This window comes from Psychrobacter urativorans, from assembly GCF_904846695.1.
Lineage (GTDB): Bacteria > Pseudomonadota > Gammaproteobacteria > Pseudomonadales > Moraxellaceae > Psychrobacter > Psychrobacter urativorans.
Map to the genome: position 1 here is coordinate 82200 of NZ_CAJHBR010000011.1, position 22671 is coordinate 104870.

At 38.8% G+C, this 22671-nt stretch carries 21 protein-coding genes; 19 read left to right on the forward strand and 2 right to left on the reverse strand.

The window, feature by feature from the left end; genetic code table 11:
* The first annotated feature begins 372 nt into the window (after positions 1–372).
* The 3 genes from JMY09_RS08840 (at position 373) to JMY09_RS08850 (ending at position 3607) form a co-directional block, all read left to right on the forward strand.
* A complete protein-coding gene (locus JMY09_RS08840; protein ID WP_201623224.1) occupies positions 373–1404 on the forward strand; it encodes an NUDIX hydrolase in 1032 nt (343 codons plus the stop codon).
* Positions 1405–1820: 416 nt separating this feature from the next.
* Positions 1821–2690 (forward strand): carboxylating nicotinate-nucleotide diphosphorylase, encoded by an 870-nt coding sequence (gene nadC / locus JMY09_RS08845; protein WP_201623225.1) that lies wholly within the window; start codon positions 1821–1823, stop codon positions 2688–2690.
* 275 nt (positions 2691–2965) lie between these two features.
* A complete protein-coding gene (locus tag JMY09_RS08850; RefSeq protein ID WP_201623226.1) occupies positions 2966–3607 on the forward strand; it encodes a MarC family protein in 642 nt (213 codons plus the stop codon).
* A gap of 172 nt (positions 3608–3779) precedes the next feature.
* On the opposite strand, the gene JMY09_RS08855 is transcribed toward JMY09_RS08850, so the two are convergent.
* Complete coding sequence (locus tag JMY09_RS08855) at positions 3780–4382, reverse strand: LysE/ArgO family amino acid transporter (RefSeq protein ID WP_201623227.1); 603 nt, start codon at positions 4380–4382, stop codon at positions 3780–3782.
* A gap of 295 nt (positions 4383–4677) precedes the next feature.
* On the opposite strand from JMY09_RS08855, the gene JMY09_RS08860 reads away from it, so the two are divergent.
* The 3 genes from JMY09_RS08860 to JMY09_RS08870 all read left to right on the forward strand — a co-directional run bounded on the left by JMY09_RS08860 (position 4678) and on the right by JMY09_RS08870 (position 7002).
* Positions 4678–5454, forward strand: coding sequence for a hypothetical protein (locus tag JMY09_RS08860; protein WP_201623228.1), 777 nt, complete (start codon positions 4678–4680; stop codon positions 5452–5454).
* Between the two features lie 132 nt (positions 5455–5586).
* A complete protein-coding gene (locus JMY09_RS08865; protein ID WP_227677250.1) occupies positions 5587–6414 on the forward strand; it encodes a hypothetical protein in 828 nt (275 codons plus the stop codon).
* 45 nt (positions 6415–6459) lie between these two features.
* On the forward strand, positions 6460–7002 hold the full coding sequence (locus JMY09_RS08870) for a hypothetical protein (protein WP_201623229.1): 543 nt from the start codon (positions 6460–6462) through the stop codon (positions 7000–7002).
* A gap of 169 nt (positions 7003–7171) precedes the next feature.
* Here the strand turns inward: JMY09_RS08870 and rluB are convergent, their stop codons facing one another.
* The gene (rluB, locus tag JMY09_RS08875) at positions 7172–8095 is read right to left on the reverse strand and encodes a 23S rRNA pseudouridine(2605) synthase RluB (protein ID WP_201623230.1); all 924 of its coding nucleotides are present in this window, start codon (positions 8093–8095) and stop codon (positions 7172–7174) included.
* A gap of 533 nt (positions 8096–8628) precedes the next feature.
* Between rluB and JMY09_RS08880 the strand changes: the two genes are divergently transcribed.
* The 13 genes from JMY09_RS08880 to JMY09_RS08940 all read left to right on the forward strand — a co-directional run bounded on the left by JMY09_RS08880 (position 8629) and on the right by JMY09_RS08940 (position 22580).
* Positions 8629–9708 (forward strand): polysaccharide biosynthesis/export family protein, encoded by a 1080-nt coding sequence (locus JMY09_RS08880; protein WP_227677251.1) that lies wholly within the window; start codon positions 8629–8631, stop codon positions 9706–9708.
* A gap of 67 nt (positions 9709–9775) precedes the next feature.
* A complete protein-coding gene (locus JMY09_RS08885) occupies positions 9776–10207 on the forward strand; it encodes a low molecular weight protein-tyrosine-phosphatase (protein WP_201623231.1) in 432 nt (143 codons plus the stop codon).
* Positions 10208–10281: 74 nt separating this feature from the next.
* Positions 10282–12492 (forward strand): polysaccharide biosynthesis tyrosine autokinase, encoded by a 2211-nt coding sequence (locus JMY09_RS08890; RefSeq protein WP_201623232.1) that lies wholly within the window; start codon positions 10282–10284, stop codon positions 12490–12492.
* A 71-nt stretch (positions 12493–12563) separates the two neighbouring features.
* Entirely contained in the window at positions 12564–14609 is a 2046-nt protein-coding gene (locus JMY09_RS08895) for a polysaccharide biosynthesis protein (RefSeq protein ID WP_201623233.1), read from the forward strand.
* 80 nt (positions 14610–14689) lie between these two features.
* Positions 14690–15763 carry a dTDP-glucose 4,6-dehydratase gene (rfbB, locus tag JMY09_RS08900; RefSeq protein WP_201623234.1) on the forward strand — a complete coding sequence of 358 codons (1074 nt, stop codon included), beginning with the start codon at positions 14690–14692 and terminating at the stop codon, positions 15761–15763.
* Entirely contained in the window at positions 15763–16641 is an 879-nt protein-coding gene (gene rfbA / locus JMY09_RS08905; protein ID WP_201623235.1) for a glucose-1-phosphate thymidylyltransferase RfbA, read from the forward strand. The genes rfbB and rfbA overlap by 1 nt, the downstream gene beginning before the upstream one ends.
* Positions 16638–17042: a sugar 3,4-ketoisomerase gene (locus JMY09_RS08910; protein ID WP_201623236.1), complete on the forward strand. Its 405-nt coding sequence runs from the start codon at positions 16638–16640 to the stop codon at positions 17040–17042. Before rfbA ends, JMY09_RS08910 begins: the two co-directional genes overlap by 4 nt.
* Positions 17039–17578, forward strand: a complete 540-nt coding sequence (locus JMY09_RS08915; RefSeq protein ID WP_201623237.1) for a GNAT family N-acetyltransferase — start codon at positions 17039–17041, stop codon at positions 17576–17578. The genes JMY09_RS08910 and JMY09_RS08915 overlap by 4 nt, the downstream gene beginning before the upstream one ends.
* Positions 17579–17581: 3 nt before the next feature.
* Positions 17582–17986, forward strand: a complete 405-nt coding sequence (locus JMY09_RS08920) for a MaoC family dehydratase (RefSeq protein WP_201623238.1) — start codon at positions 17582–17584, stop codon at positions 17984–17986.
* 10 nt (positions 17987–17996) lie between these two features.
* On the forward strand, positions 17997–19103 hold the full coding sequence (locus tag JMY09_RS08925; protein ID WP_201623239.1) for a DegT/DnrJ/EryC1/StrS family aminotransferase: 1107 nt from the start codon (positions 17997–17999) through the stop codon (positions 19101–19103).
* The gene (locus tag JMY09_RS08930; RefSeq protein WP_201623240.1) at positions 19104–20345 is read left to right on the forward strand and encodes an O-antigen translocase; all 1242 of its coding nucleotides are present in this window, start codon (positions 19104–19106) and stop codon (positions 20343–20345) included.
* 11 nt (positions 20346–20356) lie between these two features.
* Complete coding sequence (locus JMY09_RS08935) at positions 20357–21505, forward strand: glycosyltransferase family protein (RefSeq protein WP_201623241.1); 1149 nt, start codon at positions 20357–20359, stop codon at positions 21503–21505.
* Between the two features lie 91 nt (positions 21506–21596).
* Positions 21597–22580, forward strand: coding sequence for a glycosyltransferase family 2 protein (locus tag JMY09_RS08940; protein WP_201623242.1), 984 nt, complete (start codon positions 21597–21599; stop codon positions 22578–22580).
* Positions 22581–22671: the final 91 nt, after the last annotated feature.

Sequence of the window (22671 nt, forward strand, 5' to 3'; positions counted from 1 at the left end):
GCGTAGGCCTCATAGTGAGTTAAAGAGTAATAGATTTATTGAATAATGCTTTAATTATGCTCATTTTGAGCATTAATACAAGATATTTTTAAATTATTTCTCTATAAAACTGAGCTTAAGCTACGATTTATTAGCTAGTCTGAGCTAAGTTTTTGTCATCTATATAAGGCTCTACAAGGATAAAACAGTATTAAAAATACCATTCAGGCTATACTGGATGGTAATAATCAGTCTTTAAACGTATTTGAGCTTTTTTAAGTGCTTTTAAGCGTTTTTAAACGTTTTTAAGAATTATCAAGCGTTTTAAGCATAGTTAAGCATGGTTAAGCAATATTTTTAGAATTTTAACTCTCAAGGATAATAATAGACTCTATGAGCTTGTCTTATTCACACGCGCATCAGCAGGGCAGTGGTACTACCGAAGTAGTCGCCGTGCTCGTAGCTATCACTAACCATACCGCAAGAGTATTAACTGTTGATCAAGGTAAGTTATTGCCTAATGGTCCTCTTATGCCTCTACACCGCTCGTTACAAGCAGGAGTACGTCAATGGGTAGAGGAGCAAACTCAACAACCGATGGGCTATCTTGAACAGCTATACACTTTTGTAGATACCAACCGCCGTAACCGTGAGGGTCATGCTTTGGTCTATGTCAGCTATCTTGGCTTAGTACAAGAGACGCAGACCCAACAGCTGCAGACGCAAGCCGTTTGGTGCGATTGGTATGATTACTTCCCTTGGGAAAATCATTTGCAGGGTATGCCAGAGATTATTACTAGCTTAATTGTACCTGCCCTTTTTGCCTGGGCAGATAGTGCCGAGGACGCTACCGTTAAGCACAGACGCTATCAACGTATACGCTTGTGCTGGGGCATAACTATAGATAGTGATAATGATAGTGATTGGGTCGCAGAGCATGTGTTGTTACGTTATGAGATGCTCTACGAAGCAGGATTGATTGCCGAAGCGCCCAACTATCAGCCTATTTACAAACCTCGTCATCAATCCAGCTCTCAGCTGAGCTCTGAACACGAGTATGAGTCTGATGAGCAAGCGGTTACTAGCGCACAGATGCTGGGCATACCGATGTATTACGATCATAGGCGAGTTATCGCTACTGCCATCTCTCGGCTGCGGGCCAAGATAGAATACCGACCGTTAATTTTTGGCTTGATGAGCGAAGTATTTACGTTATCGCAACTACAACAAAGCATTGAGGCCTTATCAGGCATCCCTTTGCATAAGCAAAACTTTCGCCGATTGCTCGACTCTCAAAACTTAGTGTTGCCTACTGGCGAGAGTAGTAGCGCTCAACGGGGCCGTCCAGCCAAACTCTATCGTTTTGCTCACGATATAGAATTACAAAGCTTACTTATGGATAGTAGGCTACCGAAACGCAAATAGTGAGCATCGATTAACTGTTAACTTATTTATGATAGTTAAGCCTCTAGCAAATATTAGATTTAAAAACAAGGTGCTACTGGGATAGATACTGTGCAGTCTCGACCAACGTAGCCCGCAAGAAAAACTTATACTAGTAATACGCGGTGACGTCTGTACTGATTTTATTTAGTATTACTATTTTATTTAGTATCACTATAGAAACCTCATTGGCCACTTCAGTCTCGATCTGAATAAATACCTCACAATAAAACTCAGCTATTGGCTATAAAAAAGCAACTTGGCTTGCGAGTAAGCTCACTTTACGTTATATTTATGCTCAAATTGAGTTTAATGATATTTCAGTATAATTCGTTTATACCTCACTTATATACAGTGATTTATAATTAATGACGTATGACGTATAAAGAGGCAACTAGATGAGTAAGCAAGTATCGCCATTACTACCAGCATTAGATACCGTATTACTTGAAAGCTTAGTAAGGTTGGCACTGACCGAGGATTTAGGCCGGCGCGGTGATGTTACTTCCCAAGCGACTATTCCAGCACAGAAACAAGCGCAATTGCAGATTCGGGCACGGCAAGCCGGAGTGATTTGCGGGATGGACTTAGCGCGTTTAGCTTTTGCGTTAATCGATGGCCAGATTGAGTTTATAGCCGCAGTTACTGATGGTGAGCGGGTAGCTGCTGATACTGTATTATCCACTGTACGTGGCAATGCTAGGCATCTGTTAACGGCTGAGCGCACGGCATTGAACTTTTTGACCCATCTTAGTGGTATTGCTAGTGCTACCCAGCATATTGTCGATAGCGTAGCGGATTATCCAGCGCAGATTACTTGCACACGCAAGACTATTCCAGGCTTACGTATAGTACAAAAGTATGCGGTACGCTGTGGTGGTGGTCGCAATCATCGTTTGGGCTTGGACGATGCGATCCTAATCAAAGACAATCATATTGCCATCGCTGGTGATATTACTACTGCTATTGAGCAAGCAAAACAGTTCGCCGGACACTTGATACCTATTGAGGTTGAGGTCGACACTTTAGCGCAGTTAAAGCTGGCGTTAGATGCTGAGGTTAGCTTAGTGCTATTGGATAATATGCCCACTGATGTGTTGCAGCAAGCTGTCGCTCTGTGTAAAGGACGTGCCAAAACCGAGGCATCGGGTGGCATTACCCCTGAAACGGTGCAAATAGTAGCAAAAACAGGAGTGGATTTTATCGCTATGGGTTATTTAACTCATAGTACTACCGCTTTAGATATTGGCCTTGATTTCAGTGCTTAAATAGCTGGTAAAATTGATGTTACTCGATATATTGGAGGGGTGTTACGCTGATGACTTCCGATTTAAAGCCAGTGAGCAAAGGGTTTTATTGAGCGCACCTATTATCAAAAATTAACCAAAGTTAATGATTTAATTAACTTATACTCCTATGATACAATATTGATAATAGCACGGCGATAGCGTAGCGTTGCTTACTAAACACAGGGTCATCGTTGCAATTGCACGATGGCCTTATCTTTTTGCTGGTTTTATATAAATAGACGAGTGAGCGTTCAGTGAATACTGAAATTATCAAAATTATCTTAGCTTTTATGGTGTTGATCAACCCATTTAGCGCGTTGACCTTGTTTTTAGACTTGACTCGTGGCTATTCGATGACCGATCGACGTAAAGTCGCCCGGGTGGCTAGCCTAACTATTTTTATTACTATTAGCTTTTTTACGGTAGCGGGCGAGACTTTACTTAAGGCGCTAGGTATCTCTATCGGTTCGTTCCAATTAGCGGGGGGGATCTTAGTATTTTTGATCGCTCTTAATATGATGAATGGCGATGGTAACCCAGTCAAACCTGATCAAGAAAACTTCGATGTTGACCATGTGCAAAGCTCGCCACCGACTACTGCTGCGGCGGTAGTACCTTTAGCTATTCCTATGATGATTGGTCCGGGTGGTATTTCAACCGTAATTATTTACTCTTCGCAAATATCTGGGGTACTAAGAGTGTCTGCGGTGATTATTGCTGGACTATTAATTAGTATGTTTTGCTATTTAGCCTTGATGGCAGCAGGACGTATTAGCCGTCTATTAGGGGATACTGGCCTCAATATTATGAGTCGAATTATGGGTATGTTACTCGCTGCGGTGTCTATTGAGATCATCGTTAACGGCTTACGTACTTTGTTCCCAGATTTGGTATAACTTATTGAGATTTATGGTTCTGTATTCACTAGTACGTTGACATCTCAATAGCCACAATGCGGATCGAATGCATTAAAAAACCAAACGCCCTATATAGAGTGTTTGGTTTTTTAATGGCTGATACTTACTACTTACTACTTACTACTTACTACTAACTATTTACTACTCACTACTAACTATAGTAAAGGTGCCAAGCCAGATATAGCATTAGGATCCCTACTAGGCCATCTAATATATTCCATGCTTTTGGCTTAGCAAATAAGGGTGTTAATAGACGAGCGCCGTAGCCTAGAGCAAAAAAGAAAAACAATGAAGCACTGATGGCACCTAACGCGAACAATAATTTACTATCCGCACCAGTTGAAACCATGCCTACTAGCACCAAAGTATCTAGGTAGACGTGTGGATTGAGCCAAGTAAAGCCTATGCATAATAGTAGCGCTTTTTTTAGACTAGTCGCTACTTGACCCTCAGTATCTAGGGAGTGCGATAAGCGCACACTGGCATATAAACTTTGTAAGCCATAAACCAATAAGAAAATTACCCCCGAAATTTTGGCTATAGTGACAACTTGTGGATAGCGGGCAGTCACTGCGCCAAATCCTGCTACTCCAGCGCAGATTAGTAGGGCATCACTCACCGCACAGAAGAGACAAACCATAAGGATATGCTCACGTCTTAACCCTTGTTTGAGAACAAAAGCGTTTTGTGAGCCAATAGCGATAATGAGCGATAGTCCCAGTAGGAATCCAGAAATATAGTCTGAAGCAGGCATAATAGTTACTTATTATAAGAAGTAGCCGCGCAATAATATCAATACTTAGTTTGACGTTTGCTTACTGGCAGACTGCAAAAAAACTGTTAAGATACTCTATTGGCTTAGGGCGGGCAATAGTTGCTTTAACTATAAATAATAAAATAGCCCATGCTCGCCGCTATTTTGTGGCCCAAATATTTTAGCTCTGATAGCATCAGTTTTCATAACATTGGTCTCAATACCCTTAGTCTCAATACCCTTAGTCTCAGTACCGTTAGGAGCGCAGCAGGTCATGGTGGTAAGTTTGGCGAGAATGCTACAGTCATTTACACAAGCACAGGATGACCTGCCCACGCAAGCTGCTCGGTCTGTCAAAAATGCTCAGCGTGCAGCTGTGCAACAACAGACTTCAGCTTTAACTGACAGCAATAGTAAAAACAGCACTAGTACCGCTAGTAACAATGAAGCTATCAGTAGCAGTCAAAGCCCCATTGCTGCATTGACTGAGCCTAAGCGCGTCAAACGTATCTGTGATGCTTTGGCACAAGTTAATGATATTCGCTCGCCTACGCCTTTGACCGATCGTTACTTAGCCAACCGAGCGCAAATGCGCCCAACCAATCGCCCGCCTTTTGATCCTGATACTTTGTGGTATCTTAAACATGGACGCTGCCCGATTATGACCGAACTTATCGATGTGGTTGACGAAGCCACTCTCAATGCTATGCCTATCGAGGCAGTAGCAATATTAGACCGGATTAATGATAAGCTCAAACGATATCGGGACTGGAGCGAAGAGCTCAATGAGCAACCTCAGCAGCAACATAATGAGCGCCAGTTCGTGATAGATAAGCTAGTAAAGGAGAGTATTCCTGAGGCGCTTCATCACTACGAGCAGCTTTTACGCTTTAGTCCGCACCGTACTAAGAACAGTACTGTGCAAGGTAAGATGAGCGCAGGTGATATGCTGACGGATTTGTTTTTAGAGATAGATTATGAGTTAGATGAATTATTAGATGAGCTGCATCAGACGGTACTTAATCGTCTGGCCTCAACTCATCGTTATGTCAAAAGCCGAACTCAAAACTAATATCAGTATCAATGTTAATGTTAATGTTAATAGCAGTTTTAAAGTCAGTAGCTTGTACACGTTGATGTTAAAACTACTACTGTTAACCTCGCTATCGTTAAACCGCTATCAATTAATTACAAGGAAACCTTAATGACTCAAGTAACGGCTATGTTAGTGATGTTTGTCTTATATGGGATACTTCCAGCAGCAGGATTATACTTGGGCTATCGTGGTATAAAAAAAGTCACTGCGCCGAAGATGCTGGCCTATAAAGCTATGCCGCAGCTGGGTTATATTCCAGAAAAAAGCTTACCCAATGACGTCAAAGCTGCCTTAGACTTGATCAATCAAAAAGGCGAAAAGCTTAGTCTTATCTATGGTGATACCAATAATGACGGTCAAATAGATGACAAAGATACCGTCAATGAAACTTATATAATGATTCAGAATTTAATGGATCGCCATGTTCCGCAAGCAGTGGCTGACTATCGTCGTTTACACGATTTGGATGGTGCACGTGCCGATACTACTAAGATTAAGCATTCTAATGTCACTGGTAAAGAGGCTCTATTAGAGGTTCTAGGAACTATTAATGTGCAATTCGATGATCTGCTCGATGCTTCTTATCACCAAGATGGGCAGAAGCTGCTAGTCACTAACCGTTATCTACAACAGCGCTTTGATAATCCAGCCTCTAAAGATCAGGCTCGACATTCTATTGAAGGCCTTGGCGAAGATAGTAATAGCAGGATAACTAATCCTATAAATAACAACGCTAACAATCCTAACCGTACTACTATCATTGAGAGTCCTGTAGCGGCTAAAAACACTCAAAGTGATGAGCTCAGAGCCAGTGCCACTATTAATGATAGTAACAGTAACAGTAACAGCAACAGCAACAGCAACAGTGAAATTAGTAGCGTTAAGCGTGATCCGTTGATAATTGAAGAGCCAAGTCTCAATAAGCATGAAGGGTAATAGCAAAATCTGCTAGTCAATAGCCAGGGAAGAGGAACTGCTAAGATGTTAATGTTGCTAAGTATGAGTGTACTCGGCACGGCTACTGTCTACTACTTGGGTAGGAAGGGCTGGCTGATGCTACATCAGGCAGTCGGCATTACTCCAGGCGCACTGAGCTATCAAAACCCGAACACACCGCTATTGACCAATGCTTTAGTGTGGAAAAATTTAACCGTAAATAAGCAACATCTGCTTCACTTATCAGATAGACAGCTGCGCCAGCTACAAGCTATTGATAGTAAAGTCGCTACTTATCGACACTGTCAGCAGTCTTTAGCGCAGCAGAATATCACCGCTATGATGACTGAGCAGCAGTTTATACTGCATAAGTTATTACAGACACGCTTGCCAGAAATGCTGGCCAGCCATCATCATCTAGTGAGCGTCAGTACTAGCAATAATAAGCGCACTGAAGCTAGACAGCTATTACAAAATCTATTGGACAATGTTGAGCAGCGTTTGCAGTCTTTATTAGCGCAAATGGAAAATACACATTTGCAGGACTTGCGTGTTATGAAGCAGTATTTAGATAGTCATGATAAGTAGGCAATAGCTTTATAGTCCGTATAGAGGCTTTAAAGCCTTTAAAGGGTGCAGGGCATGCCCCATGCTTGTGATCGATAAAATCACTAACTTTAGAGTAACCGATAAAAAAGCGGCCGATGATTATGTATCATCGGCCGCTTTTTATGCTAAAACCAATACAGCGTTTAGCTTAACGCTTGCTATTGCGATCACGAGTATTACGCGAACCACGACTAGCTGGGCTAGCGCTACTTTTTGGCTTGGCCGTGCTAGTAGTACTGCGAGTGTTTTCGCTACGACGTGCTTTGAGCGGTTTGTTTTTGATCCGCTCTTGCTTATCTTTGGCAGCACCATGTAGACCCGTACCATAGCGTGGGCGTAGGCTGACTAAGTCCGTCAAGGTATTGATATCTTTTCTATCCAGCTCCAAAAAGCGACCAGTACGTAGCTCTTTAGGCAAAGCAATACTGCCATAGCTAGTACGTAGCAGGCGACTTACTTTAAGACCTTGCGACTCAAATAGACGACGGACTTCACGGTTACGGCCTTCATTTAGCTTAACGTGATACCATTTGTTGACGCCTTCACCGCCGCCTTCTTTGATATCATCGAACTTTGCCATACCATCGTCTAGCATTACGCCCGTAGTCATCGCCCGAGCGATTTCAGGGGTCACTTCACCTAATACTCGTACAGCGTACTCACGAGTGACTTCGCTAGAAGGATGCATCAAGCGATGCGCCATTTCACCATCATTAGTGAATAATAATAGACCGCTAGAGTTAATATCTAAGCGACCGACCATCACCCAGCGGTCATGGGTCAATTTAGGCAAGCGCTCAAAAACTGTTGGCCGACCTTCTGGATCGTTAGCTGAGCAGATCTCACCTTCAGGTTTGTAATAGGCTAGAACACGGCGACGTTTTTCGTTTTCAGCGGTATATTTGATCTGACGACCATCGACCCGAATCTCATCACCTTGACTGACACGATCACCGATAGTAGCAGGGCCGTTATTCACTGACACTCGTCCAGCTTTGATCACTTCTTCCATTTGGCGGCGTGAGCCAAGGCCCATACGGGCGAGGGCTTTTTGTAGTTTTTCGTCTTTCATAACTTAATCCTTGATTCGGTTGGTGTTACATTTCTCAATGTAGGTAACAGCATATTTATTGTGGCATTATTGCGCAGCGCCACATTATACGCTATTTATAAGCAGAGTGCAGTAGTTAGCTGTCATAGTTGTTGGTAAGCCTAGCAAAAACTATTGATATGATTGGTTTTTTACAATAGGCACAATCTATAGTCTGCGCGCTCAAAAACTTCATATCTGTAATATCTGTAATATAATATTCCAAACTTTGACAGCGAAGTACCTCTTTACTGACACTGTCTATAACAGCTCTATACCAGTAGCGCAGTATTGTCTTAACATAGAGTGGCCTATATAGTTTCACTCCTCAAAAATGAGTTATAGATTTAGAGTTGAATGATAATAAATTTAAGCGATAAGAGTTTATTAATTTTTAATCAACTATGCTATTATAGCCTTTTGTCAAACACGTAACATATTGATACAACAGCGGCATTAGTGTGGCTAATGGTTACTTATTACTGGTTATTACTGAGTTTATAAAGGTCTTTATTATGGGTCAATCCTCAAAGCTACTAGGGGCAACAAGCTTACTGCTGATCAGTTTGTTATCTGGTTGTGCGACTACTACTATAAACTCTGGCTTACAGTCTGGCGACTTGCCGCCAGTAGGTAGTTTCGTTGCTGAGAATGGTCTACAGTTCAATGTACAGCCGTTAAACTTAGCTACCCTACCTCCACCACAAGTATCTATACCTAGCAATGATATCTATCAACTAATAGCAAGCTCTACTAAGAATGAATACCGTATTGCGCAAGGTGATATTTTAAGCATTGTTTTAGTGGGTTACCCTGATATGGCAGCGGCAGGTGCTAATGGCTATCCAGTAGATCAACAAGGTTTTGTACAGTTTCCACTAGTAGGACGGGTTAAAGCCAGTGGTATGAGTGTGCCACAGTTTACAGCTACCCTACAGAGCAAGCTGCAGCGCTATCTAAAGTATTCAGACCCACAAGTAAAAATTATTAATTATCGTGGTAATAAGTTCTTTATCGATGGTGAAGTTACTAAGCCCGGCGAGTTTGCTATTGAAGACGCCCCAGTGTCTTTATATAGTGCTATATCTATGGCTGGTGGTGCTACTGCTAAAGGGGATGCAAATAGCTTAGTATTGAATCGCAAAGGTAGAAACTATAATATCGGCTTACAAGCTTTAAAGCAGATTGGCTCATCAGGTAACCAAATCTATTTGCAAGATGGCGACTCTATCCATGTTAATAGCCAAAGCCGTAATACAGTCTATGTATTGGGCGAATTTGGTCAAGTCAAGCCAGTGCCTATCCTAGAGCAAGGGCTAAGCTTAGCGCAAGTAGTAGGGGAGTCACAAGGCTTAAACTCGTTTACTGCTAATGCCGCTAAGATATATGTGGTACGTGACAATCCCGGATATCAGCTGACTGACATCTATTATGTCAATATGCAGACGATTACTAACCTTGCATTAGCCAACCGTTTTGAGATGCATCCTAATGACATTGTCTATGTCGATCCTACGGGATTAACGCGCTGGAACCGAGTTATCAACTCTCTGCTACCTTCGAGTACAGCGATCAGAAGTCTTGCTGGTATATAACTGTTAGGTTTAGAAGAGATGAGTTCAGAACTAGAACTAAGTCGATATTTATTAATAGGCAATGATTATGGCATTTGATAATATTTTGGTAGTGTGCGTGGGCAATATTTGTCGTAGCCCTATATTAGAAGCATTGCTCAAACAACAATACCCGAATAAGCATGTAGAATCTGCAGGTCTGTCAGCAGTAGTCGGTAATGGCGTTGATCCGAAATCGCAACAAGTAATGACTCCTTATAATATAGATATGTCTGACCACATCGCTAAGCAAATAGATGAAAAGCTAGTAAAAAAAGCAGACCTTATCTTCACTATGTCAGATGGTCAGACTAAGTGGATTGAAGAGCGCTGGCCGCATTGTCGTGGTAAGACTTTTAAAATTGGTCACTGGAATGATAAAGATATTGCTGATCCCTACCGCCATGAACTAGCATTGTTTGAAGTGGCTAGAAAAGATATTGTAGAAAGTCTAAAGCCATGGATTGATAAAATAAGCTGAAAATATCAAGAACTTGCAACTACTATCAAGCTATATATAAATAATGGTTACCCTTAAATGATGACGATACAGATATGACTACAGATTCTCAAAAAATAACTAATTCTAGTAGTAGCAATGCTGGCGATAGTGATGATATTGATTTATTAGCATTATTTTGGGTGATACTCAGAGGCTGGAAAATCATCTTATTATTAGCGGTATTAGGTTTAATAATAGGAGTGCTTTATAGTCGTTATGTCAATCCTACTTTTAAATCCGATGCGCTAGTACAGATCGAAGAGAACTCCTCAGGTATTTCAGCTCTTGGTAGTGATATCTCAGATTTGGTCGCTCCTCAGTCCAGCAAAGCACAAACTGAAGCCGAGCTGATTAGGTCGCGTATGATCTTGGAGCCCGTAGTCAATCTGTTAAACCTACGTATTCGTCTTACTGATCCTGAAATAGATTATCTCGATAGGATTAAAAATGATCGTACAGATACCCAAATCAATTCTCCTGAAGGCGTAGCGCTTAGAACTGAAAATGGTCAAGCAGCGATCAGCCAGTTTAATGTCTCACAAGGCTATTTGAACCAAGCTTTTACTCTAACTAGGACTGACTCAGGATTTTTACTGAGTAACGGTTTTGATGATTTTAAAGGCCAACTAAATAAGGATAATCAGTTCAAAGGCGTAGATGGTCAAATTCAAATCACTGTAACTGAATTGCCTGTCAACTCACATCCAGTGATTATTTCTAAACAGTCATTACAGCGCACTACAGATAATATAAATAGCTCCTTAAATGTGGCAGAAAAGGGTGAACAGACAGGTATAATTCAACTGTCTATGACAGGCCCAAATCAAGAGCAAGCCAGTTTGATTTTAAAAGAGATTATACTGTCCTATATAGGTCAGAATCAGTCGCGCGGCTCTGAAGAAACTACTAGAACTATCACCTTTATGGAATCTCAAATTCCAACGCTTAAGAAAAAGCTGGAAGACTCCGAAAAGATATTTAATGAGTTTCGTGAAAAGAATGGCACTATTGATGTGAGTCAAGAAGCAGAAATATTGTTAACGGAGAATTCGCAAATTGACTCACAGCTTAATGAGCTTAAGCTTAAAAAGGCAGACTTGACTACTTATTATACTGAAGAACATCCTCTAGTTATTCAAATCAATGAACAACTACAGGTACTTAATGCTAGAAAAAAACAGATTGATACTACCATTACTGGCTTACCAGAGATTCAAAGAGAATTCTTAAAGTTGTCAGAAGATACAGCCATTAATAGAGAAATTTACTTAACTCTGCTGAAAAATTATCAGCAATTAAAGATTGTAAAAGCAGGTCAAGTAGGTTACGCGAGAATTATTGATTTACCTATTAGTACCTTTAATGCTATTGCTCCTAAGAAGTTATTAATATGGATATTAGCTGCTTTAGTAGGGACAATGCTAGGAACCCTACTAGCACTAATTAAAGGGTTGATGAGAAATGTAGTAAAAGATCCTGAGCGTCTTGAGGCTAAGACTGGTATACCAGTTATTGCCACTATTCCACGTTCGCCATTATTGACTAGGCTCGGCAAGAGTAAGAAGTCACAAAATAGATTATTGGCTTATGCTGATAGCAATAGTTTGAGTTATGAGGCAATAAAGAGCCTTAGAACTAACCTTATGTTTGGTATGCCTACGACTAGCGACAGTGCTCAACGCGCTAAAGTCATCTTGATTACTGGCGAGAGTCCAGGGGTCGGTAAGTCATTTATATCTTCTAATCTATCTGAGGTGTTTGCCCAGCTCAATAAGAAGGTATTAATAATTGATGCTGATATGCGTTTAGGCGAGCTGCATAAGATGTTCAATATGACTCAGGACAATGGTTTAGGAGACTACCTAGCACAAGATGTCGCTATCACTACGGTAGTTCATCCTACTATTATGGATAATGTTGACTTTATGCCTAGAGGGCAACATCCTCATAACCCGGCATCACTGCTGTCAGGGGATAAGTTCACTACTATGATGACTGAGCTGAATGCTCATTATGATTATATTATATTAGACTCACCACCGATATTAGCTGCTTCTGATGCCATCATTATGTCACAATATGCTGATAAGGTATTGATGGTCACCCGTTATGATAAGTCAATCGAAGGCCAAGTGGTTTATGCTATCAAGCAGATGCATAAAGCTAATGTTCAAGTGGATGGTATTATCTTGAACGACGTGCAACAAGGACTCTTGAGTAAGTATAGTTATCACTACAGCTATGCTTATGGTAATAATAACTAACTGCTGTTTTTGCGGGCTATAGCCTTGCTTTATAATTGATGTCTAGAGTTTCAATAAAATGGTTGCCTGTCATGCCGAAAAAATCAGAACATCTTAGTAGTCAATACAGTGCTGAACCTAGCAACTGGGCACAATGGATTGCTGAGTCTCTACTAGCGTTGCCGCGCAGTGCCAAACGCACTATCTTGTTGGGTGCTGACTTTGTGATGTCGGCAGCTTGCTTATATTTGGCTATAGCTGCCCGCTATGGTTATATGGGCAATCATATTAGCCCATTGCGGCTGGTGTTATATGCTTTGATTCCGGTAGTAGGATTATACATAATTGGCTTTTATAAAGGGGTAGCACGTAGCTTCTTCGATGCGATGATGGGTCGGGTGTTACAGCTATTCTTTGTATTGATCATAGTGGCGCAAGCTATACTTTATTTAAAGCTATTGCCTGATGTTCCCCGTGCTGTGCCTATTCTCTATCTATTTTTATTGTTTATTTGGTTATGGAATAGTCGTTTGACTATTAGGGAGCTACTAGCACGTTGGCAAGGTCAGCGCCAGCAGCGCGGTGATGCTGATGAATATGATAGCGTGCTTATTTATGGTGCTGGGGCAGCCGGCAAAGAGCTATTAGAAGGCCTAAAGAACTCCCATAAGTATAATGTCGTGGCTTTTGTAGATGATGACCCTCAGCTAACTGGCGCTTATATAATGGGTAAGCGTATCTATAGTGCCCAGCAGCTAGTAGAGCTAGTGGCAAAACTAGATATTGCCCAAGTATTCTTAGCGATGCCTTCTATAAATCGCACTCATAAAAGAGAGATTATAGATAAGCTCTCTGGTATTTCTATCAAGATAAAGGAGCTGCCAAGCTTAGAAGAAATCGCTGATGAAAAAGTTACCGTTAGTAGCATGCGCAAGGTCGATATCTTGGATGTACTAGATCGTCAAACCGTTGAACCCGTTGCTAGCCTTTTGCAAATGAATATTAAAGATAAATGCGTATTAGTCACTGGTGCTGGCGGCTCGATAGGTAGCGAGCTGTGTAGGCAGATCATGAAGAATAAGCCTAAAGTGTTAGTGCTCTATGAGCTATCAGAGTTCGCCCTATACAGTATTCACCAAGATTTGTTAGCTAAACAAACCAGTAAGGCTGGATATGCTGATATTGAGGTAGTAGCTATCATTGGTAATGTGACCAACCAAGACAAGCTATTACAAATATTCAGGCGTTATAATATTCAGACGGTTTATCATGCGGCGGCTTATAAGCATGTACCTATCGTCGAGCATAACCCGTTCGAAGGAGCAATAAACAATAGCAAAGGTACTTATCATTGTGCCCGCGCTGCTATTGAGGCCAATGTTGAGACTTTTGTGTTGATTTCAACTGATAAAGCTGTAAGGCCTACTAATGTTATGGGTGCTACTAAGCGTCTAGCAGAGCTCGCTTGCCAAGGCTTAAGTCACGATAGCAATAATCACCATACTTGTATTAGTATGGTGCGCTTCGGTAATGTGCTTGGATCGTCCGGCTCAGTAGTGCCAGTCTTTACTAAGCAGATCGAAAAAGGTCAGCCAATAACCGTCACCCATCCTGATGTTACTCGTTACTTTATGACCATACCTGAAGCGGCTAATCTAGTTATTCAAGCCGGTGCTATGGCTAAAGGCGGTGAGGTATTCGTATTGGATATGGGTGCACCAGTGAAGATTGTCGATCTTGCCCATCGTATGATCCAGTTAAGTGGCTTTGAGGTCAAAGATGAAAAGAATCCAGATGGGGAGATCGAGGTAGTATTTACTGGTCTACGACCTGGTGAAAAGCTTTATGAAGAGCTGATCATTGGTGAGGACAATGTTGAAAATACTAGTCATCCACTGATTATGCAGGCCATGGAGTCTAGCTTTCCATTATTAGATATAGAAGAAATCTTGAGCGAACTGCAGCATAGAGCACAGTTATATGATGTTGAATGGCTTAAAAAACAATTTAAGCACTTTGTAGTAGGCTATCAAGATGGGACGCCTGTGGATATTACTACTAATCCAGTTATTCCTCCAACCGAATCTATACACTTATCTAGCCTATATGTAGAGTCTAATAAGATCAGTAGTCAGTAAGCTATATCTTTGTTACAAGCGCTACTTAATACCATATTAACTAGGTTACATTTCAATAAATTAGGTCAAATAGGTCTTACATGAAAATATTAATTACTGGCGGTGCAGGCTTTATTGGTTCTGCCGTTATCCGTCATATTATAAAAACTACTGATAACCAAGTATTGAACATTGATAAGCTAACTTATGCGGGCAACTTAGAGTCATTGCGTGATATTGATCAAAGTAGTAATTATAGTTTTGCCCAAATTGATATTTGCGATGCTGAGGCCTTAGAGCAAGCTTTTGATGAATTCAAACCGAATCTGGTGATGCACTTAGCCGCAGAGTCGCACGTTGACCGCTCTATTGATGGTCCAGCTGAGTTTATCACTACTAATATTGTCGGAACTTATACCCTATTAGAAGCGGCACGTAAATACTGGCAACAGCTTAACGAAGTGGATAAAGCCAGTTTTAAGTTTCACCATATCTCAACGGATGAGGTCTATGGTGATCTTGAAGGTACTACTGACTTATTTACTGAAACTACGCCCTATGCACCAAGCTCACCTTATTCAGCCTCTAAAGCCAGCTCCGATCATCTAGTTAGAGCATGGCAGCGTACTTACGGTTTTCCTACTCTTATAACCAATTGCTCTAACAATTACGGCCCTTATCATTTCCCCGAAAAGCTTATTCCTTTAGTGATTCTTAATGCACTAGACGGTAAAGAGCTACCTATATACGGCAAAGGCGATCAGATCCGTGATTGGCTGTATGTAGAAGATCATGCACGGGCCTTATATAAAGTGGTTACTGAAGGGGTAGTAGGGGAGACTTACAACATTGGTGGACATAACGAGAAGCAGAATATCGAAGTAGTGAAAACTATTTGCTTCATATTAAATAAGCTAAAGCCACAAGCTAATAACCAGCCCTATGAGTCGCTGATTACTTTTGTACAAGATCGTCCTGGTCATGATCTGCGCTATGCTATTGATGCTAGCAAAATTGATAAGCAGTTAGGATGGACACCAGAGGAGAGCTTTGAGAGTGGTATTCGCAAAACAGTTGAATGGTATTTAGATAATCTAGAGTGGTGTCGCCGAGTACAAGATGGCAGCTATCAACGCCAAAGAATTGGAATAAGCAGATTAGGAGCAAGTATATAATGAATACTAAAGGTATTATTCTGGCAGGTGGTTCAGGCACACGGTTATATCCGATCACTAAAGGTGTATCCAAGCAGTTATTGCCCATCTATGATAAGCCTATGATCTATTATCCCCTATCAGTGCTTATGCTAGCGGGTATTCGTGAAGTACTTATTATCAGTACTCCTGATGATATTGATGGCTTTAAACGGTTGTTAGGTGATGGTAGCGATTTAGGCGTCGATATCAGCTATGCTGTGCAGCCGAGCCCAGATGGTCTAGCACAAGCCTTTATCTTAGGTGAAGATTTTATTGGCGACAGTAACGTGTGTCTGGTACTTGGTGATAACATATTCTATGGTCAAGGATTTACGCCTCTATTACGTCAAGCGGTCAATCGTCAAAAAGGGGCCACTGTTTTTGGTTATCAAGTCAAAGATCCTGAGCGTTTTGGCGTGGTAGAGTTCGATGATGAAAAACGGGCTATTTCAATAGAAGAAAAACCTGTTAAACCTAGATCTAACTACGCGGTCACTGGTCTTTACTTTTATGATAACGATGTAATCAATATAGCTAAGCAAGTTAAGCCGTCAGAGCGTGGCGAACTAGAGATCACTACGGTCAATCAGATATATATGGAGCGTGGAGATCTCAGTGTAGAGCTACTAGGACGCGGATTTGCTTGGCTCGATACCGGTACTCATGAGAGTCTACTAGAAGCGGCACAGTTTGTAGAAACGATTGAGAAGCGTCAGGGCTACAAAGTGGCTTGTTTAGAAGAGATTGCATTGAATAACGGCTGGTTGACTAAGCAGCAAGTATTATCTGCTGGGCAAAGTATGAGTAAAAATGCTTATGGGCAGTATCTTATCTCTTTAGTGGAAGAAGAGTTATGAGTTTAATAGAATGGGTTGAACTGCCGAATTTAGGTGACCATCGTGGTGCATTGGTAGTAGCTGAAGCTAATAAAAATGTGCCTTTTGATATTAAGAGAGTTTACTACATTCTAGATTCTAAGCCTGATGTACCTCGTGGCTTCCATGCTCATCAGGAGCTAGAACAACTAGCATTTTGTATTAAAGGTAGTTGCAAAATGATAATGGATAATGGCTTAGAGAAGCAAGAAGTTATTATTAGTGAACCGAATAAAGGGTTAATAATTCCGCCGTTAGTCTGGCATGAAATGCATGAGTTTAGCGAAGACTGTGTCATGCTGGTATTTGCTAGTGATTACTACGATGAAAATGATTATATTCGGAATTATGAAGAATTCAGAAATTTTAGGGAAGCTTTATGATAGATTTTAATTTAAAAGCAAAAACAGCATATTTGCGGCTAGTTGATCAAAAGGATGCTACTTTTATTTGCAGTTTAAGAAATGATGATCAATTAAACACTTATATTTCTAAATCCACAGCAGATGAGGAAGCTCAACGACAATGGATCATAAACTATAAGCAAAGAGAATTAAATGGAGAAGAGTATTATTTCATTATCTGTCGAAAGAGTGATGACTTGCAGATTGGTACAGTAAGACTATATGACTTTCAAACTAATCCAAAATCTTTCTGCTGGGGTAGCTGGATACTTAATGAAAATAAGACTAAGTATGCTGCCGTAGAGAGTGCTTTACTAGTATACGAAGCAGGCTTTAATATATTGAAATTTGAGCAAAGTCACTACGAAGTTATGAAAGGTAATGACAAAGTACATTCTTTTCATATTAAAATGGGGGCTGAAAAAGTCTCTGAAGATGCAACAAACATATACTATGTTTTTCCAAAAAATCAGCATGAAAAAAATAAAGTTCACTATGCTAAGTTCTTAGGATAAAAAATGCTACTAATTTCAGATTTTGATATAGGAATGAGTGCTGAGATTATACGATCTTTTAGTGCTAACGATGTAGAAATTTTCTCTGAATTATCTGGAGATGTGAATCCGGTTCATCTAGATTCTGATTATGCACAGAATTCTATATTTGGTGCGCGCATTGTGCATGGTGCTTTAGCTTCAAGTATTTTCTCAACCATATTTGCTAATACATTACCTGGACCAGGCTGTATTTATTTTAAGTCGGAAAATAAGTTTTTAAAGCCAATTTACTTGAATGAATCGGTCACATTTAAAGTTATAATAACTGATGTATTAAGAGATAAAAAACGTATAATTTTTAAAACGGTAGCTATTGTTAGAGACCAAGAAAGCATTCTTGGTACTGCTGAAATATTCATCCCATAGGTATAAGTTTATGATTCCATTTCTAGATCTTAAAGCAATTAATGCTCAATATCGTGATGAGCTAGTCAGTGCCTGCACTCGAGTGATTGATTCGGGCTGGTATATCGGTGGTGCTGAGCTTGCGCAATTCGAGCATAGTTTCGCAGAGTATTGCGGCACTGAGTTTGCTATTGGTGTTGCTAATGGGTTGGATGCCTTAATATTGACTTTACGAGCTTGGATCGAATTGGATAAGCTTCAAGAGGGTGATGAAGTTATAGTGCCTTCTAATACCTATATTGCTAGTATTTTAGCTATCACTGCCAATAATTTAAAACCTGTGCTAGTGGAGCCTGATTTGAATAGTTTCAATATTGATCCTAATAAAATTGAAGAGGCGATTACTGATAAAACTAAGGTAATATTACCAGTACACTTGTATGGGCAATTGGCAGATATGCCAGCTATTATGGATATTGCTAAGCGTCATAATTTACTGGTATTAGAAGACTCTGCGCAAGCTCATGGTGCTAGCATGGATAATAAAAAGTCTGGTAACTGGGGCGATGCTTCAGGATTTAGCTTTTATCCTGGTAAAAATTTAGGTGCTGTAGGAGATGCTGGAGCGATAACTACTAATGATAGCGAGCTTGCAGATACCTTACGTGCCTTACGCAATTATGGCTCTCATGAGAAGTATAAAAATATATATCAGGGCGTTAATAGTAGGTTAGATGAAATCCAAGCAGCCATGCTCAGCGTAAAGTTGAGCCATCTTGATACTGAAATTATGCACCGCCGTAAAGTAGCTAATAGTTATCTGGAAGGTATTAATAATCCAGCTATCATCTTACCTACCCACGAAGATGAAGATAGCTCTCATGTTTGGCATGTGTTTGTTATTCGCTGTGAGCAGCGTGACGCTCTACAAGCCTACTTAGCAGATAACGGTGTACAAACCTTAATACATTATCCGATACCGCCGCACAAGCAGCAAGCATATAAGGAATGGAACGATTTAAGTTATCCTATTTCTGAGTTGATCCATAAACATGTATTGAGTTTACCAATAGGGCCTACGTTATTGCTTGAAGATGTCAAAAAGGTCATTCAACTTTGTAATGAGTTTAAATTGTAAATGAATCTACTTAAAACCAGTGCGCTCAATGGTATAGCGGTCTTAATTAAGACCGCTACTATGTTTATCCTTAATAAAATACTAGCTGTATATGTTGGCCCTTCTGGCTATGCTGTTATAGGTCAGTTTCAAAACTTTATTCAAATCATAACGAGTTTCGCTGGTGGAGCAATAAATACAGCGGTAATCAAGTACACTGCTGAATACTATGAAGACACGACCAAACAGAAAGCAATTTGGAAAACGGCAGGTAGTATAGTAGTTCTACTTAGTGTGGTAATAGCTTTATTCATACTACTATTTAAAAGACAACTGTCTTTGTATATATTTCAGACAGTTGACTATCAATCTATATTTGTATGGTTTGCAATCTTTTTATTGTTTTTTAATTTTAATGCTTTGTTCTTAGCTATATTAAATGGCAAGAAAGAAATACTCAAACTCGTTATTGCTAATATTATTGGTAGTTTGTTTTCTTTGGCTATAACAGGTATTTTAGCGGTAAAGTTTGGACTATATGGTGCCTTGGTAGCTTTATCCATATATCAATCTACAGCTTTTATGGTTACGCTAGTACTATGTTATAAAGCTGAATGGTTCAAAATTTCCTATCTATTTGGCAAGATAGACAAAACCATTGCTAAAAAATTTGTAGGTTTTGCATTAATGGCACTAACCAGCGCTATCTGTATACCTGTGTCGCAGATTATCATTCGCCTGTATTTAAGCGATGAGTTTGGCGTGGAGTATGCGGGTTACTGGGAAGCGATGATTCGTTTAAGTGGGGGCTACCTTATGCTTGTTACAGCCACATTGAGTGTTTATTATTTACCTAGGTTATCAGAGCTATCTAATATAAAAGACATAAAAAAAGAGATATATTTAGGCTATAAAATCATCTTCCCTATAGCGTTAGTGGGTGCCTTAGCAGTGTTCTTATTAAGAGACTGGATCATTGTTATAATGTTTACCGATTCATTTCTGCCGATGAGAGAGCTTTTTTTATGGCAGATGGTTGGTGACTCACTGAAGATTGGTAGCTGGATACTGGCCTACCTTATGTTAAGCAAAGCTATGACTAAGCTTTACATCATTACGGAGATAATATTTGCTACTACTTTAGTAGTATTTACTTATTCATTCACAAGTGTATTTGGCTTCGAAGGAGTTTCAATAGCTTACTCAGTGAATTATGCTTTGTATTGGACATTTATGGCGATGGTCATATTCAAAAAATTATAAAAGGTATAGAAATGAAAGTACTACTTTTAGGGGAGTATTCAGGAGTTCATAGTAACTTAAGTGAAGCTTTAAAAAACCAAGGTTTTGAAGTAACTTTAATTAGTGATGGTGACGGCTACAAATCATTTAAATCTGATTTTTTTATCAGCTACGTTCATACACAAGTTGATAATAAAATAGCTAATAAGTTTTTAAATTTGTATTATGTTGTATTGTCTTATAGTGGGTTTAAAGGTGTCATTCAGATATTAAAACACTTCAAGACAATTAAGAATATGAAAAACTACGATATTGTTCAATTAATAAATCCTATTTTCTTGACAGATTTTGGTTCTATCGTCAACCTTGTAGTTTTTCTATATTTGAAAAAAAATAATAAAAAGATATTTTTGTGCGCGTTAGGCGATGACTTCTACTGGGTTAAATTTTGTTTAGATAAAGGATTTGATTATAGTATATTTGACAGGCTTAGTTTGAAAACACTTAGATATTATTCAGGATCCCTGCTTTATGTCTATGGTTTTCTAAATCCTTTCTTAAATAAATATATTGTTAAAAATGTCAATGCTGTCATTCCTGGGTTATATGATTATTATGCGTCTTATAAGCAGTTTCCAAACTGTACAGAAATAGTACCGATAATTATTAAAACGAATAATGATACGCAGCCAAATATCCACTTAAACGATCCTGTTAAAATATTTCATGGGTGGCAAATAGGAAAGGATTTACGTAAGGGTAACGACATTTTTGACAAAGCTATTAAAAAATTGATAGAAAAATATCCAGATAAGATTGAGTACAATATTGTAAGTGGGGTACCTTATGCTGAATACATCAAAGTCTTCGAAAGTGCAGATATATTTATAGATCAGTGTTATAGCCAAGATTGTGGTGTTAATGGTTTATTAGGTATGAGAGAAGGTAAAGTTGTTTTTAGCGGTTTTGAAAGAGAAATGTTAAACTACTATAATCTTGACTATACTCCAGGTATAAATTCTGTACCAAATGAAACTAAAATTTATAATGACTTAGAGTATTTAATTTTAAACCCTTCTGAGATTAAAAAATATTTTTTAAGAGCAAAAAATTTCATACAAAAGTTTCATAGTGAAGAATATGTTTTAGATAAATATTTTAAAATTTGGAAAGATTTCTGATGATCATACTTATTTAAGATTTTAGGATGAAAATTATAATTATCTACAATTAATATAATCACTATCGACTTAGTTAAATGAGTAGTTTATTATGAGCCAACCATTTTTTAGTATTATTATACCTATTTATAACATTGATGTTTATTTAGCAGAGTGTATTCAAAGTGTTTTGTCACAAGACTTTGATAGTCTTGAGGTTATACTAGTGAACGACGGTTCAACTGATGAATCTTTAAAGATATGTAAAGAGTATCAATTAAAAGACAATAGGATTAAAGTCATTGATAAAATAAATGAAGGGTTAGCAGAAACTAGAAATAAAGGATTAGAATTATCTCAAGGAAAGTATATTATATTTCTAGATGGCGATGATCATTTAGAAAAAAAGGGAAAAGGACTCTCAGAAATCTACTCTGTGCTTTATGAGGAAAATATAGACATACTATTATTCAACTTAACACCATTTAGTATAGAAGATGACTCTACATATAATGTACATGAAATAAAAAAAATAAAAAAAATGAAAAATACTGATAATTTAGATGATATATTTAAGAAGAGAGTGTACTTAGCTTCTGCTTGTAATAAAATAGTAAGAAAAGAGTTAATATCTAAAAAATCTTTAAGATTTCCCAAGGGATTGTTAAGTGAGGATATTAAGTGGTGTGGTGATTTGCTAAGATACACAGATAGCATAGTTTTCTATCCTATAAATCTCTACTACTATAGACAAAATAGAGAAGGATCAATCACTTTTAAAACTTCAAAGAAAAATTTAATTGATATTGCAAAGCAGGTAAATGATCATTATAAATTATTTTGTGATAGAGATTATTTTAATAAAAAATATGTCGACGAATATTACTCATTTTATTATTTAAGCTGTATAAAACAGATGTGTGAGCATGAAGAATTCACTTCTAAAGAAGTTGTATCATTGCTTAACTGTAGTAAGTCATATTTAGGCATGAGCCATGAAAAAAGGATTGTTTTAGTTAGAATCGTAGTAAATTTTCTAGGATTTAAAAATGTAATTAAATTATCTAAATACTTTTATAGATATAAGGTCTTTTAATATTAATTGTCTACATTGTAAGATCGATTTTTTTCTCAATTTTTAATATATTATAAATAATATGTACAAATATATTTTAATACAAGATATC

Excerpts from the sequence above, each read along its gene's own strand:
- JMY09_RS08930 (WP_201623240.1), top strand. The coding sequence starts at position 19,104 with ATGAATCTACTTAAAACCAGTGCGCTCAATGGTATAGCGGTCTTAATT.
- JMY09_RS08885 (WP_201623231.1), top strand. The coding sequence starts at position 9,776 with ATGGCATTTGATAATATTTTGGTAGTGTGCGTGGGCAATATTTGTCGT.
- rfbA (WP_201623235.1), top strand. The coding sequence starts at position 15,763 with ATGAATACTAAAGGTATTATTCTGGCAGGTGGTTCAGGCACACGGTTA.
- JMY09_RS08840 (WP_201623224.1), top strand. The coding sequence starts at position 373 with ATGAGCTTGTCTTATTCACACGCGCATCAGCAGGGCAGTGGTACTACC.
- JMY09_RS08910 (WP_201623236.1), top strand. The coding sequence starts at position 16,638 with ATGAGTTTAATAGAATGGGTTGAACTGCCGAATTTAGGTGACCATCGT.
- rluB (WP_201623230.1), bottom strand. The coding sequence starts at position 8,095 with ATGAAAGACGAAAAACTACAAAAAGCCCTCGCCCGTATGGGCCTTGGC.
- JMY09_RS08890 (WP_201623232.1), top strand. The coding sequence starts at position 10,282 with ATGACTACAGATTCTCAAAAAATAACTAATTCTAGTAGTAGCAATGCT.
- JMY09_RS08940 (WP_201623242.1), top strand. The coding sequence starts at position 21,597 with ATGAGCCAACCATTTTTTAGTATTATTATACCTATTTATAACATTGAT.
- JMY09_RS08870 (WP_201623229.1), top strand. The coding sequence starts at position 6,460 with ATGTTAATGTTGCTAAGTATGAGTGTACTCGGCACGGCTACTGTCTAC.
- JMY09_RS08860 (WP_201623228.1), top strand. The coding sequence starts at position 4,678 with ATGCTACAGTCATTTACACAAGCACAGGATGACCTGCCCACGCAAGCT.
- nadC (WP_201623225.1), top strand. The coding sequence starts at position 1,821 with ATGAGTAAGCAAGTATCGCCATTACTACCAGCATTAGATACCGTATTA.
- JMY09_RS08920 (WP_201623238.1), top strand. The coding sequence starts at position 17,582 with ATGCTACTAATTTCAGATTTTGATATAGGAATGAGTGCTGAGATTATA.
- JMY09_RS08915 (WP_201623237.1), top strand. The coding sequence starts at position 17,039 with ATGATAGATTTTAATTTAAAAGCAAAAACAGCATATTTGCGGCTAGTT.
- JMY09_RS08925 (WP_201623239.1), top strand. The coding sequence starts at position 17,997 with ATGATTCCATTTCTAGATCTTAAAGCAATTAATGCTCAATATCGTGAT.
- JMY09_RS08880 (WP_227677251.1), top strand. The coding sequence starts at position 8,629 with ATGGGTCAATCCTCAAAGCTACTAGGGGCAACAAGCTTACTGCTGATC.
- JMY09_RS08935 (WP_201623241.1), top strand. The coding sequence starts at position 20,357 with ATGAAAGTACTACTTTTAGGGGAGTATTCAGGAGTTCATAGTAACTTA.
- JMY09_RS08865 (WP_227677250.1), top strand. The coding sequence starts at position 5,587 with ATGACTCAAGTAACGGCTATGTTAGTGATGTTTGTCTTATATGGGATA.
- JMY09_RS08895 (WP_201623233.1), top strand. The coding sequence starts at position 12,564 with ATGCCGAAAAAATCAGAACATCTTAGTAGTCAATACAGTGCTGAACCT.
- JMY09_RS08855 (WP_201623227.1), bottom strand. The coding sequence starts at position 4,382 with ATGCCTGCTTCAGACTATATTTCTGGATTCCTACTGGGACTATCGCTC.
- rfbB (WP_201623234.1), top strand. The coding sequence starts at position 14,690 with ATGAAAATATTAATTACTGGCGGTGCAGGCTTTATTGGTTCTGCCGTT.